The sequence below is a fragment of the Deltaproteobacteria bacterium genome (genome assembly GCA_016874775.1).
GTDB lineage: Bacteria > Desulfobacterota > Binatia > Bin18 > Bin18 > VGTJ01.
The window spans coordinates 1-14,344 of record VGTJ01000165.1 but is presented as its reverse complement, the minus strand read 5'-3'; the positions used below and the strand labels follow the sequence as shown (position 1 = coordinate 14,344).

General features: G+C 52.2%; 14 protein-coding genes. 11 read left to right on the top strand and 3 right to left on the bottom strand.

What is annotated here, in order from left to right; genetic code table 11:
- Positions 1 to 294 precede the first annotated feature (294 nt).
- Positions 295 to 1,494, bottom strand: a complete 1,200-nt coding sequence (locus FJ147_22535) for a beta-lactamase family protein (GenBank protein MBM4258665.1) — start codon at positions 1,492 to 1,494, stop codon at positions 295 to 297.
- Positions 1,495 to 1,654: 160 nt separating this feature from the next.
- Here FJ147_22535 and FJ147_22530 point away from each other — a divergent pair, with 160 nt between their 5' ends.
- Together FJ147_22530 and FJ147_22525 are read left to right on the top strand one after the other, a co-directional pair.
- Positions 1,655 to 2,188, top strand: coding sequence for a twin-arginine translocation signal domain-containing protein (locus tag FJ147_22530; GenBank protein MBM4258664.1), 534 nt, complete (start codon positions 1,655 to 1,657; stop codon positions 2,186 to 2,188).
- 14 nt (positions 2,189 to 2,202) lie between these two features.
- Positions 2,203 to 3,771 carry a GMC family oxidoreductase gene (locus tag FJ147_22525; GenBank protein ID MBM4258663.1) on the top strand — a complete coding sequence of 523 codons (1,569 nt, stop codon included), beginning with the start codon at positions 2,203 to 2,205 and terminating at the stop codon, positions 3,769 to 3,771.
- A gap of 120 nt (positions 3,772 to 3,891) precedes the next feature.
- Here the strand turns inward: FJ147_22525 and FJ147_22520 are convergent, their stop codons facing one another.
- Positions 3,892 to 4,251, bottom strand: coding sequence for a cytochrome c (locus FJ147_22520; protein MBM4258662.1), 360 nt, complete (start codon positions 4,249 to 4,251; stop codon positions 3,892 to 3,894).
- A 296-nt stretch (positions 4,252 to 4,547) separates the two neighbouring features.
- Here FJ147_22520 and FJ147_22515 point away from each other — a divergent pair, with 296 nt between their 5' ends.
- From FJ147_22515 to FJ147_22490, 6 genes are all read left to right on the top strand, one after another.
- Complete coding sequence (locus tag FJ147_22515) at positions 4,548 to 5,099, top strand: hypothetical protein (GenBank protein ID MBM4258661.1); 552 nt, start codon at positions 4,548 to 4,550, stop codon at positions 5,097 to 5,099.
- Between the two features lie 18 nt (positions 5,100 to 5,117).
- Complete coding sequence (locus FJ147_22510) at positions 5,118 to 5,975, top strand: methane monooxygenase (GenBank protein MBM4258660.1); 858 nt, start codon at positions 5,118 to 5,120, stop codon at positions 5,973 to 5,975.
- A 141-nt stretch (positions 5,976 to 6,116) separates the two neighbouring features.
- Positions 6,117 to 6,920 (top strand): methane monooxygenase, encoded by an 804-nt coding sequence (locus FJ147_22505; protein ID MBM4258659.1) that lies wholly within the window; start codon positions 6,117 to 6,119, stop codon positions 6,918 to 6,920.
- 390 nt (positions 6,921 to 7,310) lie between these two features.
- A complete protein-coding gene (locus tag FJ147_22500; GenBank protein ID MBM4258658.1) occupies positions 7,311 to 8,558 on the top strand; it encodes a hypothetical protein in 1,248 nt (415 codons plus the stop codon).
- 149 nt (positions 8,559 to 8,707) lie between these two features.
- Positions 8,708 to 10,474 (top strand): copper oxidase, encoded by a 1,767-nt coding sequence (locus tag FJ147_22495; GenBank protein ID MBM4258657.1) that lies wholly within the window; start codon positions 8,708 to 8,710, stop codon positions 10,472 to 10,474.
- Positions 10,475 to 10,483: 9 nt separating this feature from the next.
- Positions 10,484 to 11,206 (top strand): copper oxidase, encoded by a 723-nt coding sequence (locus tag FJ147_22490; GenBank protein MBM4258656.1) that lies wholly within the window; start codon positions 10,484 to 10,486, stop codon positions 11,204 to 11,206.
- Positions 11,207 to 11,229: 23 nt separating this feature from the next.
- Here FJ147_22490 and queG read toward each other — a convergent pair whose 3' ends face one another.
- Positions 11,230 to 12,435: a tRNA epoxyqueuosine(34) reductase QueG gene (queG, locus tag FJ147_22485; protein ID MBM4258655.1), complete on the bottom strand. Its 1,206-nt coding sequence runs from the start codon at positions 12,433 to 12,435 to the stop codon at positions 11,230 to 11,232.
- Positions 12,436 to 12,464: 29 nt separating this feature from the next.
- On the opposite strand from queG, the gene erpA reads away from it, so the two are divergent.
- The 3 genes from erpA (at position 12,465) to FJ147_22470 (ending at position 14,104) form a co-directional block, all read left to right on the top strand.
- Positions 12,465 to 12,839, top strand: a complete 375-nt coding sequence (erpA, locus tag FJ147_22480; protein ID MBM4258654.1) for an iron-sulfur cluster insertion protein ErpA — start codon at positions 12,465 to 12,467, stop codon at positions 12,837 to 12,839.
- 66 nt (positions 12,840 to 12,905) lie between these two features.
- Positions 12,906 to 13,364: a rhodanese-like domain-containing protein gene (locus FJ147_22475; GenBank protein ID MBM4258653.1), complete on the top strand. Its 459-nt coding sequence runs from the start codon at positions 12,906 to 12,908 to the stop codon at positions 13,362 to 13,364.
- Between the two features lie 89 nt (positions 13,365 to 13,453).
- Positions 13,454 to 14,104 (top strand): HAD-IA family hydrolase, encoded by a 651-nt coding sequence (locus FJ147_22470; GenBank protein MBM4258652.1) that lies wholly within the window; start codon positions 13,454 to 13,456, stop codon positions 14,102 to 14,104.
- The last annotated feature ends 240 nt before the right edge of the window (positions 14,105 to 14,344 follow it).

Genomic DNA, 14,344 nt, shown 5'->3' with positions numbered 1-14,344 from the left:
CCCCGTACCACGCATACCGATTCGGGAAATCAGACCTCAGTCTACCGCCTCGTAGCTGCGTATAACAAACAAAGAGTGAAACCCTCTTCCCAATGACCTTTACAGCAGTGGGCGTGAAGCTCCTGGATGCCCGCCTGCGCGGGCATGACGAACACGCGGATCCTCACGACGGGAAATTCGCGTCAATTGAGGCTTGGATAAAAAACCTACCCTTATGAGGAGGCTACCTCACCCGCCAGTCGCTCCGCTCCTGTCGCCCTCTCCATGACTGGAGAGGGCAAAACATTTCGATTTTTATTTTGCACACGCCGCTGCTAGACTCGACAACGCCACTTGCCGTCGTCCTTCGCGTACATCGTTGCGATCGAAACCGTTTGTGAGGTAGCTGAACGAGATGCCAGTCGCGGGATCGGCCCAAGCGGTTTGTCCACCAAATCCCGGATGTCCGAACGACTCGGGTGAATTGGTGCGACCAAAGCCGCGTTTGTTCGCGTTGCCATCGCCACCGGCAATGGCGATACCGAGTCCGCGATTAGCAAGCATGCCGAGATAGGGGTCTTTCAACTCCCCAGTGCGCACCCGGCGCGCTTCGCGCAACATCTCAGGCTTCCAAATCTGTTTACCGTCATGCGACTTCCCATCGTTCAACAATGCCTGATAGAAGAGTGCGATATCACCGGCCGTAGTGATTCCACCCGCTGAGGGCGACCCTGCCATTCTCGTCGTGAGTTCATTCAATTCGAGGACACCTTCTTCGCTGATTGCCGACACGCTACCACGCGGTGGTTTCATTCCCATCTTAGCGTATTCTTCGGCAGTCATTGGTTGTCCGACCCAGCGCAACTCAGCAACTCGGTTGTTCAGCTCTTCGTCTATTCTCACGCGCAGGTCAGGAATACCTAAAGGCTCTGCGATGCGCGTGCGCACGAAGTCGTGGTAGGCCATGCCACTTGAGCGTTCGACAATGTCGGCAATCGGCCAGAAGTTGGCTGAAATGTGATAAATGAACTTCTCACCCGGTTTGTGATCGGTCTTCCATTTCGCATAGCGTTCGGTGCGTCGCTGTTTATCGGCCCAATCTTTCTGCCAGTGCGGGGCATAGGGGATTGCGGAGGTATGAATGAGGCACTGCTCGACGGTGATCTCATCTTTGCCGTTGGTGCCAAATTCGGGCACGTATTTCACGATCCGATCGCTGACCTGCAGTTTGCCCTCTTGCATCAGCATCCAGGATGAGGCGGCGCAGAAGGCTTTGGTGGCAGACATGATGACAAAGAGCGTATCGTTGGTGGCAGGTTTCTCGGTTCCCCCTTGCACCGCGCGTCCGAACGTCTGCATGGCGCCGATTTTGCCATTGCGGGCAATGGCGACCTGACAGGCCGGCAGGAGACCTTCTTTTACTTCGCGTTCGGCGCGTTCAAAAAGAGATTGCACCTTTTGTGAATCAAGACCGACTTCTTCCGGACTGTTGGCGAAAAAATGAGCTGCTGGCATGACACTGTCCCTCCTTCTTCTTGTCGCTGTTACTAACGGTCGCTTGCGTTGGCAGTAAAATTGTTGACAACCTACTCGCAGGATGCCAAGGTAAGCGCCGGAATTCAACCGCAAAATGTACGATTGTTAAGCTTGCGTGTACGAGGAGAGGGGCCCGTCCATGAAGAAACGTATGAATCGTCGTCAGTTCTTGCAGACCAGTAGTCTTGCTATTGCTGGCGCTGCTGTCGCCGGTGGTACTGGAGCGCTGCTGCTTGACTCGACTACTGCCTGGGCAGCAAAAAAAGCGACGCTTGATGAACACACGACCAAGACGCTCATCGCTATGTGTCGCCAACTCTATCCACATAAACTGATTGAAGATGCCGAGTATGGCAAGGCTGTCGAGGGGTTTGCCAAGACGGCCAGTTCAGATTCTGCTTTCGCAAAGCTCTTGCAAGAAGGTGTTGCTGCGCTTGATGCGGCAGCGAAAGGGAAGTGGGTTGAGGCTACAGACGAAGACAGGTTCAAGGTCTTGAAGGGAATGGAATCCTCACCGTTTTTCCAGGCCGTGCGAGGCCCACTGGTCGGTCCCGGTGGCCCATACAACCTTCCCTCAGTGTGGAAGAAGTTTGGGTATGAAGGTTCGTCGTGGCAATTGGGTGGGTATCTTGCCCGTGGGTTTGACGACATCAAGTGGTTGCCAAAGGAATAGTGAGGGGAAGGATCATGGCGAAGTACGAATTAAAAGACGATAGCGTGGTGGTCATCATCGGCTCTGGTGCTGGCGGTGGCACCTTGGCCAATGAGTTGTGTCAGAAGGGAGTGAAGGTCGTTCTCCTCGAAGCTGGCAAACGGATCGAGATTAAAGATTTTGCCAACGACGAATGGCCGATGTTCAACAAGATTGCCTGGCTCGATAAACGGACCACGTCCGGTTCGTGGCGTATGGCCAAGAATTTTCCCAATCTGCCAGCGTGGACGGTGAAAGCAGTTGGTGGGACGACCGTCCACTGGGCTGGAGCATCATTGCGCTTTAAGGACTATGAGCTCAAGGCACGGACGACCTACGGTGAGGTTGCGGGTGCGAACTTGCTCGACTGGCCCATCACGTTGGCTGATCTAGAGCCGTACTATGCAAAAGCCGAAAATAAAATGGGTGTCACCGGCACCAATAATATTCCACGTTTGCCGGGCAATAATAATTTCAAAGTACTGGCGGCTGGCGCCAAGAAGATCGGTTACAAGCAAGTCCACACCGGGAACATGGCGATTAACTCACAACCACGTGATGGTCGCAGTGGCTGTATGCAGATTGGCTTCTGCTTTGAAGGCTGTAAGAGTGGCGCGAAGTGGTCGACGCTGTACACAGAAATTCCCAAAGCTGAGACCACTGGTAAGCTCGACTTACGTCCAGAGTGCCAAGTGCTGCGTATTCTCCATAACGACAAAGGGAAGGTCTCCGGCGTCGTCTACGCTGACAAGAATGGCAAACAGGTCGAGCAAAAAGCTCGCGTCGTGTGCGTTGCCGCGAACTCGATTGAAAGTGCCCGCCTGTTGCTGAACTCAGCCTCCAACACATTTCGTGATGGTCTGGCGAATTCGTCCGGTCAAGTTGGACGCAACTACATGCGTCACATGACTGGTAGTGTGTATGGCATGTTCCCCAACGAGGTGAATATGCATCGCGGCACGGTGATGGCCGGGATTGTCGAAGACGAAGCGATCAATGATCCGAAACGTGGCTTTGTCGGTGGCTATCACATCGAAACCATCTCGCTCGGCTTGCCGTTTATGGCTGCCTTTCTTGATCCAGGCGCATGGGGCAGCGATTTCACTGCGATGATGGATCAATTCACTCATACGGCTGGAATGTGGTTAGTTGGTGAAGACATGCCGCGTGAGAGCAATCGCATCACCCTGCATGCGAGCGAAAAAGATCAGTTTGGCATGCCGATTCCCAACGTACATTTCGATGACCACGACAACGACATCGCTATGCGTAAGCACGCCTATAAGCAAGGATCAGCGATCTACAGTGCGGTGGGCGCGACGAAGAACTTTGAAACGCCGCCGTATCCATCAACGCACAATCTCGGGACTAATCGCATGAGTGAGAAGCCAAAGGATGGTGTGGTGAACAAGTGGGGACAGAGTCACGATATCTCCAACCTGTTCATTTCTGATGGCAGCCAATTCACAACTGGTGCAGCGTGTAATCCAACCTTGACGATTGTGACGTTGGCGATCCGGCAGGCGGATTATATTGCTGAAGCGATGAGTAAGCAGGAGATTTGAACAACAAGTCGCCGGTGCATGTCATTGCGAGCGAAGCGAAGCAATCTCTGATTTATTTGGGAATTAGGACGAGATTGCTTCGTTGCCTTGCTCCTCGCAATGAAAAACCTCGGTTCAACTCTACGACGCCGCAAACCCTTTCACATATTTAATCAGGGTTTTGATTTGGTCGTCTTTGAGCAGCCCATCATAGGCTGGCATGAGCGGAGATTTTCCAACGCTGGCGCCGCCACCCTTGAGGATTTTCGTCAGATAGGCGTCGTTCTTGCCTTTAATGGCAGTCGCTAAATTTGCCGGTTTCGGTTGTAAGACCTGGGCGGTGGGCCCATCGCCTTTGCCTTCCGGCCCGTGACACATAGCGCAGGTTTGGTCGTACAGTTGCTTTGCTTCTTGCCCGTGCGCGGATCCAACGGCGGCAAAGTAGGTAAAATAGACGCTCGCAGCTATCAAGAGCAAAGATTGGTGATGAATCTTCTTCATTTTTCCCTTTCTGATCACTAATGCGCCTTGATTCTCCAACCGCACTATAAACGGGCAATATAAACGATGGTTGTGGAATACAGCAAGTGATAAGGAGATCAGGCGTCTGGGCTTTTGGTTCTTGCTTTCTTTCTTGTCTTCGCAAGCCCTTGACAGGAGACGGTCTCTAACAGCATAAAGGGCGTGCAAGTTGCTGGTTTGATAAGCTTATTCGATACGAGGTCAGGTTGATCCGGATGCGCATGGTAAGCCGTCGTTTTTTCTCTCTCGTGACTCTTACGATGGTTGGTTGGTTAATGATTCCAACAGCTTGGGCGCATCGTGATCGAGGACCAGATGACCCATGTCGGAAGCAGATAGGAGATTCGCTGTTACACCTTACCCTGTACCAACCGCATTTTGATCCTGACGCGGAGTATTGTGAAGAAGTTCCGCGCGCAGGGAAGACGGTGGTGGTGGTCGATGTGACGGCTGGAGAGTTGCGACAAGTGCCCATTGCCGTCGAGATGACCGCGCAAGGTGCATCTGGGCAGGCGCGGTCAGTTCTATCGCTTCCGGCGCAAATGTTAAATAAAGGAGTCATCGATTCGGAAGTGGTTTTTGAGGAGGGGAATACGTACTCAGCGCAGGTTGTCGTTGACCTGGGAGCCGGAAAAGAGGTGCATAAATTTTCCTTCCCCATCCAAGTGCTCCCGTGGTATACAGCGATGGTGAAACCAACGTTGATGGTTGTTGGATTGTTTGTCGTAATGGCAGTTTCAGTTATTCGTTATCAGATCAGCTCGCGACGACAACAACGAGAAGAGGCTTCCGTAGGCAAACGAAAGATACGCCGAGTAGCAAATTGAATTGAAGGAGGGTTCTGTATGGCACAGTCACAGTCAGTGCGGCAGGCGCCACGAGAAAATGGTCATAGCACAACGACAACCGGGCAATCCGCCAAACCAACAGGCTGGATGGTTGGGTGGAAGTCGTTATTTATTTCATGTGCGCTGGTGATGGCAGCGAACGTGTTTCTCTGGTTCTGGAATTACGCGTATATGTTCACCGCGGGTTTGAACTCGGCAAGTATGGAGTTCACCATGTACTATCGCTCGCTGTTTTGGGGCGAAGTGATTGTTCTCGGCATTTTTACCGGTGTGTGGTTTGGCTGGCTCATTCGCAATGGTCGCGAGATCCAAAATCAACCCTGCGAGCGGTCGGAAGAAGTACGACGGATTGCGGTGTTATGGAGCTTAATTGGTGCAACCAGTCTTACCGTGTACCTGATGGCGAGTTTCTGGCCCAATTGGGATGGGTCTTGGCATCAGACGATGGTGCGTGACACGGCGCTGACGCCGACACACATCCCGATGTTTTACTTTTTCTTCCCACTATCAGTGACTTTAGCCGTCGGTTCGTATATTTACGGACGGTTCTGGATTCCTGCTCTGTACGCACCCAGCAAAGGTTTCCCGTGGTCGTTCTTCTTGTTGATCAGTGCTGCCGTGCTGGAATGCATGACGGTTGCCGCCAACGAATGGGGCCACAGCTTGTGGATTTCTGAAGAAATCTTCTCTGTCCCATTTCACTGGCCGTTCGTGGTCTATGGCTGGCTTGCCAGTGGTATGTTCGCAGTCTGGGGCGAGACCATCGTACGCCTGTTCGAGATCGAGAAGGCGGAAGTGCTGGCCACCTCTGGAACTTCTGGCTCGACCACGCGCCAGCAGGCGGTGACTGACTAAATTAAGAATGAAGAATGCAAAATGAAAAATGAGGAGAGGATATTCGAGCTTTTCTCTCCTCACGTTTTGTGTCCTTCGTGTTTCTTTTCTTTTTCAATTTTGCATTGTTAATTTTTAATTCTTAATTGATAGGAACTATCCATGGCAGTAGGGACAACCACAGTAACTGACATTGCCGATGCCGCAGAGCGGCAGAAACGGCTGGAACTCAAAGCTCTTCTCAACAAAGAGTATAAATGGATCGATCGTAGTTTTGACATCGTTTTTTGGGTCACTGCGATCTTCGTCGTTGCCGGTGCCGCTGATATCACCAAGCAATTGTTCGCTGGCGACTGGGATTTTTGGACTGACTGGAAAGACCCGCAATGGTGGCCGGTGGTTACCGCGTTTGCCACGATTATTATTCCCTCGGCATTGCAATATATCCAATGGGTCGCATGGCGTTTTCCCACTGGAGCAACGTATACGTCGTGTTGCTTCTTTCTCGCGGCCTGGGTTGGACGGTATTTCAACTGGCACATTGCTGAAGCCTACCCCATGAATTTCGTCTGGCCGATCTCGACAGTGTGCGCTGGAATCATTCTTGATTTCACACTGATGAAAACGAAAAGCTTCCTCATCACATCTTTTGTCGGAGCACATCTGTGGGCAGTCCTGGTGTGGGCTTACAACTACGTGCCGTTGGCCCCGTACTTGCAGCCCGCGATGTTCATGGATCATGTCCTCACGGTTTCTGACATCCAAGGGATTGTGTACATCCGTTCACAAACGCCGGAATATCTGCGGTTGATTGAGCGTGGTGCCTTGCGCAGTTTCCTTGGTGAAACGCAGTATGTGTCCTTGGCGTTTGGTGGCACAGCAGCCTTTTTCGGATATTGGGTCGGCCAGTTTGTTGGTCGATACCTTGCCGTGTGGCCAATTCGCCGTTACCTGAAGACCCTCTAAAAATTATAGCGACACGCATGGGGAAATGAATGAAAACCCGACTGGTCGTATTGTCTCGACAAACTTGGCTGATAGGGGTGACTACGTTGATCTGCCTGGGGGTCCTACCAACCCTCGTACATGCACACGGTGCGATGGGGCCTGATGAGCTTGGCCCACCCCTTGGTACTGCAGGTCTGCTGGGCTTTGTCAGCTACTGGGTTGTGATGTTGTGGCCTGCGTCGAAAAAAAAAACTCGGGAACACCTCACTAGAGGTCATTCCACGGTAGAGGCGCCGCCGCGCCCGCGGAGACGAAAGAACCCCCGCGTAAAACGGATTCCGCATTTGCGTAAAGTTGGAGCTGGTACGCAGTTTCCGAGCGACCAATCTGAAAGAAGGAAAGCAAGCGATGGATAAGCAACGCGTAACACTGTTCATGGCACTGGTCCTATCGTTTACGACTGGTGTTACAAACGTTCTTGCTCATGGAGAAGCAGGAGACGAGCCATTTCTCAAGAACATGACGACCGCCTTTTTTGATGTATCGATTTCACCATCCGAAGTCGGCATTGGTGAACCTGTAACTGTGACCGGCAAGGTCAAAGTGCTTGAAACTTGGCCCCACACATTGGAGGCCCCAGAGATTGCCGCTATTGTCCCTGTCGTGCCGGGGCCAGTGTTTGCACTCAAAGATCGATACATCAACGATCAAGCGTCGGTGGGTTCGTTTTTTGCCGAGAAAGGTGGCATCTACGAGTTTAAGATGACACTCTTAGGTAAGGAACCCGGAAAGTGGCACGTGCATCCTGGGATCGCCATTAGCGGGACCGGGACGCTCGTTGGTCCGGGTGACTGGGTAACGGTGAAACCAGGCGGAAAATTTGAATTTCCCGTGAAGCTGTTGGATGGTCAAACCATTGAACTGAGCACCTATGGTGGGCAGTTTGTCTGGTGGTGGTCGTTTGTCGGCTTTCTGCTCGGGATGTGGTGGATGGTGTACTGGACGTTCACGAAACGAACAGTCACGAACCTGGCTGTGACGTTACAGTTGCCACCGAATGATGATGCGCCCGATATTGGCCTGATCACTCCTCGTGATCATATGTGGATGAACATTATTACTGGTCTGACAGTGGTGCTGCTGATTATTGGCTGGACGTATGCGGCGACATCGTACCCGGTGCGTTGGCCACAGCAGACGGACTGGATCACGCCACGTCATATCTCCTCAGGCCCCTCGATGGCTGAGGTGAAGACACAGGGTGCTGCTACCTATGACGACGCCACAGATACCCTGGTAATGAAAATGCAAGTGAAAAATATTGCCGATAGCCCGGTTACCCTGAACCGAGTCCTTATTGGTTTGGCCTCGTTCGTGCCAGGTGGCGAAGCTGAACAGGCGAAAGCGGGACCACGTGAGTTCGTTGGACCACTCAAAGTGGAACCCGAGGGGGCGATTGCTGCTGGTGAGACCAAAGATGTGACTGTGACGATTTCAAGCAGTATTTTCAGCACCGCACGGTTGATTCCGCTGAACGACCCGCAACAGTTTGTGGCTTCGGTCTTACAGTTCCAGAGTGACCAAGGTGCTCAACAGCTTGTGACCGTTCGGTCTGGTGTCGTACCGACGCAGTTCCGTGGTAGTTTCCTACCGTAACCTATGAAGCGGGGAGTTTGACTCCCCGCTTTGCTTTTGGGCTGTGGCTGAGTTCTTTCTTTCTGTCCCCAATAGCCCAAAGCCTGAAGCCTATAGCCTTTTCTTGGGGGAAATTGCCCTGTCGCTGAAGTCAAGATAAACCTCGCCTGATGTTTATTTCCCGTGCGCTGAAGTTTTTTCTCTTCCTTATCCTCCTAGCCGCTGCGACGACATTTCTACCGCGAGCTTGGCTGCCTCAATTTTTGCAGTCCTATTACACCACCTGGTTTGGTGAGCCCTCCTACGAACCTCCACCGAACAGTCAAAAAATCGCCATTCAACAAGCTGAACCGTTTTGTCCAGACGTCCATCCCGAGTGGCGTAAACAACAAGAAGTCGAAGGTGTCAGCATAGAGGAATCTCTTGCCTGCCTGCCTGATAATCCGTGGGCTGTTGCAGCGTTCGTCAAAGGAACGAACAACGTATCAATGGATACGTTGATGAAGTCAGGGTTAGCAACAGATGCTGTGGTGCTGGGTGAGGATAAAGACGGAGACGGCGATCCTGATGTCGTGATGATTAAGCTCGAAGTCGCAGAACTCAATGGTCGCTCGCCCGACATGGAGGAGGTTATTCCTGCGTTCTCTATTGCGCCAGGGATTCAGCCGGGGTTGTGGGTGTTTGCGCCAAAGATTGCCGGGATGGCGACGAAAAATATCGAAACGACCGAGGCCAATGAGATGCTGCGAGCACCGTCGCCGGTGATTCGCGTTGAACAGGGCGACACGGTACAGGTCGTGCTTGAGAACACGCACTACTTTCCTCATACCATCCACTTTCATGGTGTTGACCATCCCTATTCGCATCATGAGAATCATGGAAATGATGGTGCCCCGGAAACGAGTGAACTACCAGTGATGCCCGGTGAGAACCGCGTGTATGAATTTTCGCAGTTTGCCAGGGCAGGGTTGCATACGGGACATGGAGAAGTTGAACCAGGAAAACAGCGAAAATTCGAGCTGGCACCGCGACAGCCAGGCACGATGTTCTATCATTGCCATGTGCAACCGCAGCACCATATTCACATGGGGTTACAAGGCATGTTTGTGGTTGAAGAGAACCGTCCCAACAATTGGGTGCAAACGTTGAATATCGGGGCGGGGCACGTCCGTCATCGTTCGGTCGCAGTTCGTGAGAAATATGTGCGCGAATACGATCTGCATTTTCAGGACATCGATAGCCAGCTCAACGATCTGATTAAATCGACGAACGATCCGCGCCTGATGGAACAGCGGATGAACCGCCAATACAATATCATCAAACGCAGTGCGAACTATTTTCTCCTCAACGGGCGTTCGTTTCCCTATACGTTCCGCGAGTCGCTGATCGTGGCTGAACAGAATGAGAAGATCAAGTTGCGCGTGCTTTCTGGTGGGGAAGACGGGCTGTCTCTGCATCCCCACGGACATAAGGTGACGATTACCCATTACGATGGTGTCGAGCATAATCCGCAGGCACAGATTACGCGCGATGTTGTCTGGCTCAGTGCAGCTCAGCGCGTCGATCTTGAACTCAACACCACGAACGATGGCTTGCACAGCTATGGTCCAGGCGTATGGATGATTCATGATCATAAAGAGCGAGCTTTCACCAACGACGGCATGCATCCCGGTGGCAGTATGAGTGCGGTGGTCGATCGTTCCTATCTTGATGAAAAAGGGTGGCCGAAGACGCACGGAGTCGATTGGGCACCGTTCTTTACGCCACAGTATTACCGCCGTGAGATTCCAGTGTGGACCACCTATGACCCTCACGGCATGTTCGGAGAAGTGAGTGCTTCAACCGTGGGCGTGGGGAAGGCCGTTCTGTTTGGCGGAATCATTGGGGTACTGCTGGGAGGCCTTGTCGTTTTCTTGTTCTCGCGGAAACGTGGATAGGCGAGCATCATGCGATTTCCCTCTTTTCTCTTCATTACACTGCTAGTCATTTTGGTACGGAGTGTTAGTGCGCAACCTGCGGCACAGGAGTCGGTGGCCAAAGATTCAGAGCATGCTCATCACCAACATCATGTTGCCTCTCACGAACATCATGGAATGCAGATGGATGCGGGTGGGATGGTGATGAATGAGAATCATGATCAACAGCCGCGTGATTGTGGTGCTATTGCAGGGGAGCAAAAGATTACCGTTCGTGCTGGGACCACGTATGCGCAACGGTTCAACGGGACCATCTTTGCCTATGATCAGCATGAGTGGAATATCCCGCCGTGTACGAAGGTGACTGTCACATTGGAGAACGAGGATTCAGTTCGTCATCAATGGATGCTCCACGGCCTGCCACGCTATCTTCATCCAGAAGGGATGTTTCATCTTGAGGTCAACGGACGGGGCAGTAAGACTGGGACATTCATCACACCTGGTGCGAAAAAGACCTATCTGGTCCATTGTGATGTGGCGCAGCACATGGAAAAGGGTATGAAAGCGCAGCTGAAAGTGGGCGGCGGTGATGGCAACCTTCCCAGTATTCCTGGTATTACGGCAGCGCGTTATCCCGAGACATATGCCAACAGTTCACGGAAATGGGCAATTGTCTCGGCGTCTATTGTCGTTTTGATTGCCATTGAGTTGGTTTTGCGACTCTTCTGGCGGAAGGACATGAAAAACTTGTAACGTCGATTGTGTGTACTGTCTTTCTACCCATGCAATGCCAGCATGATTTCTCGTCGTACCTGCTCATCTTCATCACGCCGGAATTGTTCGTCCAATGCTATTCTTGCTTCCTTGTCTTGCAATTGTCCTAATGCCCAGGCTGCGTGACTGCGCACCAACGGTTCTGGATCGTCTAGCGCGAGTCGCAACGGCCGAATCGCTGCGGGATTTCCGCTGTTTCCCAGTGCAACCGCGACGTTGCGTAACAACCCACGTCGCTTGGTGCGACGAAGCGCACTACGACCAAACCGCGCACGAAATCTTGCTTCATCAAGTTGCATGAGTTCGCTCAGCGAAGGAAATAATTCCTCGACGAGGTCGTTTCGTGGCTGAGAAAACTTTTTGTTCCAGGGACACACGTCTTGGCAAACATCGCAGCCGAAAATCCAGTTGCCTATCTTGGGACGTAGCTCGTGCGGAATTGGACCGCGATGCTCGATCGTGAGATACGAAATACAGAGTGGCGCTTTGAGGATATAGCCTTCTTCCAGTGCGTTGGTAGGGCAGTCCGTGAGGCAACGGGTACAGGTGCCGCAATACGCTTGGGGAATGCCGTCTCCTTCGAGTTCAATACTGACCAGAATTTCAGCGAGAAAAAACCACGAGCCAGCGCCTTTGTGGAGCAGCATGGTGTTTTTGCCAAACCATCCCAATCCACTGCGGTATGCCCACTCGCGCTCGAAGAGAGGGCCGGTGTCCACATACGATCGTGCCCAGAGACCTGGAAGATTTTCACGGAGAAGTGCGTCAAAGGTTTTCAGCTTCGCTTGAATGATGTCGTGGTAATCCTCACCAGCGGCATAGGCAGCGATACGGCCACGTAACTCGGAACGCCAATCGACTTCCGGGAGAGCGGGAGGCGAGTATGGATAGCCAAGACAAATGACACTTGTGGCTTCAGGAAAGTACGAAAGAGGATCAAGACGGCGTTGCGAATCTCGACCGAGGTACGCCATTTCGCCCGCGTGCCCTTGAGCGAGCCAGTCAGCAAAGAACCGTTCGCGGGGGAGGGGAGACAATCGCGTAAATCCACACAGTGAGAAGCCTAAACGTGCAGCATAGTTGCGAATGTGTTGCTCTAACGACACGGCTTTGGTGTAGCATGAAGGACTCACGCGGCCAAAGGGATTGACTCTCTGAGGGTGAAACCTTATCTCTAAAGATAGTCCGATTGTCTGCGAGGAGGACATACATGTCGCACGGAACGCTTGAGCGTGGAATGCACGATGAAGAAGTTCATATTCAGGCTCCTGAAGGAGTCGCTCTAGCTCTTACTGATATTGCTGTAGAAAAAGTCAAAGAAGTAATGGGTCGCGAAGGGTTGAAAGGCGGTGGGCTACGTATCTCCATTGTTGGGGGAGGCTGCTCTGGTTTTCAATATAACCTCGGTCTTGATGAGAGTCCGCGTGACGATGATACGATCATCGAGCAAGATGGGGTGAGACTTTTTCTTGACCCGATTAGTCAACAGTATGTGTATGGGACGGTCATCGACTACGTGAATGGCCTCCACGGGGCGGGCTTCAAGTTTGTTAATCCTAATGCCGCACGCACCTGTGGCTGTGGGTCGTCGTTTTCGACTGAAGGTGAATAAGCCTTTCCATAGCGAGGTCCTCCTTCTGACGGGGACCTCCATGACTCTTCCCTCCGAGGTCTCTATATGAAAGCCCTCCTTCTTCTTGCTGCACTTCTTTTTGGTATTGGCACTTTCCCGGTGATAGCGGAACCGACCCCGAACAAGCTGATTCACTCCGATAGCTTTCTCAAAGCTGCAACTGCAGTGGGCGAACTGCGTAAAACCCGGCGCGTGACTGAAGAGCAGTTTATTGCTCTGGCAAAGCAGCCTGGGACCATCGTTCTTGATGCGCGCAGTGCAGAGAAATATCGCTTGCGGCATATCAAAGGTGCAGTGAATCTGAGTTTACCAGATTTTACTGAAGAGACGCTGACGGCTGTGATTCCAAGCAAGTCTGCAACTGTTCTTATCTACTGCAATAATAATTTTCTTGGCGATTCTCTTGCATTGCCCACAAAACGACCGGGTCGTCACTCAACCTCCCTACATTTACCGCGCTGTATGATTATGGTTACACCAACGTGTACGAATTGGGTCCGCTGATCGATGTTGCGCAATCGAAGCTGACTTTTGAAGGGACTGAAGTTACGGTGGCAACAAGCAAGTGAGCAGGTGGGGACGGCTGATTGTCCATGCCTCGATTTACTCATCTCATCTTTGATCTCGACGGTACGTTAGTTGACTCACGAGCCGATTTAGCCGCAGCAACTAACGCGATGTTAGTTTCGTTTGACTTACCACCGCTCTCACTTGAGCAAATCACTAGCTACATTGGTGACGGTGCGCGGGTGTTGGTTCAGCGCGCTCTCGGACGAGAGCGCGCTGAACTTGTCTCACAGGGATTTGCCGTCTTCATGGAGTATTATCTTGCGCACTTACTCGACTGGACGCGTCCGTACGACGGAATTCCAACGCTCCTTGCCGCGGCTCGTGCACAAGGTCGTATCTTGTCAGTATTAACAAATAAGCCAGAAGTGCCCAGTCGTACAATTCTATCTGGGGTGCACCTCGTTCAATATTTCACTGCTATTGTTGGAGGAGATACACTTCCTGTGAGAAAGCCTGATCCGCAGGGTGTCCTTCGCTTGCAGAGTCTCTCGGGGATTCCACTCGCACAGACGTTGCTGATTGGCGATTCGCATATTGATGTTGAGACAGGCCGCGCGGCAGGGGTCGTCACCTGTGGAGTGACGTGGGGATTTGGCGCGGAGGGGATCCGGGCTCACCCTCCACAGCTTGTGGTTGACACTCCTGAGGACTTACATCACCTCGTGTTGTCGTAGTCGCTATTTGCTTGCCTCGGTTTTCTCGTCGTGATTGGCGATGGCGACTCCTGCCGTCAGACCCTGAATGTCACTGCCATTGAGGCCGATTTCTTTGAGGAGTGAGTCGACTAAGGCATGGGCAAGAATTAAGTTACCGATTAAGAGCGAGGAAGAAGCGTATAGTTCCAATCGCCATGAAACTTACCGGGTTTGATATTGAGCGCTTGAAACTCATCGTCGGAGACCTGTAGGCCTTTG

What these genes read in the sequence shown, in the direction of transcription:
- FJ147_22515 (MBM4258661.1), top strand. Translation starts at nt 4,548, where the DNA reads ATGATTCCAACAGCTTGGGCGCATCGTGATCGAGGACCAGATGACCCA.
- FJ147_22530 (MBM4258664.1), top strand. Translation starts at nt 1,655, where the DNA reads ATGAAGAAACGTATGAATCGTCGTCAGTTCTTGCAGACCAGTAGTCTT.
- FJ147_22500 (MBM4258658.1), top strand. Translation starts at nt 7,311, where the DNA reads ATGGATAAGCAACGCGTAACACTGTTCATGGCACTGGTCCTATCGTTT.
- erpA (MBM4258654.1), top strand. Translation starts at nt 12,465, where the DNA reads ATGCACGATGAAGAAGTTCATATTCAGGCTCCTGAAGGAGTCGCTCTA.
- FJ147_22495 (MBM4258657.1), top strand. Translation starts at nt 8,708, where the DNA reads ATGTTTATTTCCCGTGCGCTGAAGTTTTTTCTCTTCCTTATCCTCCTA.
- FJ147_22490 (MBM4258656.1), top strand. Translation starts at nt 10,484, where the DNA reads ATGCGATTTCCCTCTTTTCTCTTCATTACACTGCTAGTCATTTTGGTA.
- FJ147_22520 (MBM4258662.1), bottom strand. Translation starts at nt 4,251, where the DNA reads ATGAAGAAGATTCATCACCAATCTTTGCTCTTGATAGCTGCGAGCGTC.
- FJ147_22510 (MBM4258660.1), top strand. Translation starts at nt 5,118, where the DNA reads ATGGCACAGTCACAGTCAGTGCGGCAGGCGCCACGAGAAAATGGTCAT.
- FJ147_22505 (MBM4258659.1), top strand. Translation starts at nt 6,117, where the DNA reads ATGGCAGTAGGGACAACCACAGTAACTGACATTGCCGATGCCGCAGAG.
- FJ147_22470 (MBM4258652.1), top strand. Translation starts at nt 13,454, where the DNA reads ATGCCTCGATTTACTCATCTCATCTTTGATCTCGACGGTACGTTAGTT.
- queG (MBM4258655.1), bottom strand. Translation starts at nt 12,435, where the DNA reads ATGTCCTCCTCGCAGACAATCGGACTATCTTTAGAGATAAGGTTTCAC.
- FJ147_22525 (MBM4258663.1), top strand. Translation starts at nt 2,203, where the DNA reads ATGGCGAAGTACGAATTAAAAGACGATAGCGTGGTGGTCATCATCGGC.
- FJ147_22475 (MBM4258653.1), top strand. Translation starts at nt 12,906, where the DNA reads ATGAAAGCCCTCCTTCTTCTTGCTGCACTTCTTTTTGGTATTGGCACT.
- FJ147_22535 (MBM4258665.1), bottom strand. Translation starts at nt 1,494, where the DNA reads ATGCCAGCAGCTCATTTTTTCGCCAACAGTCCGGAAGAAGTCGGTCTT.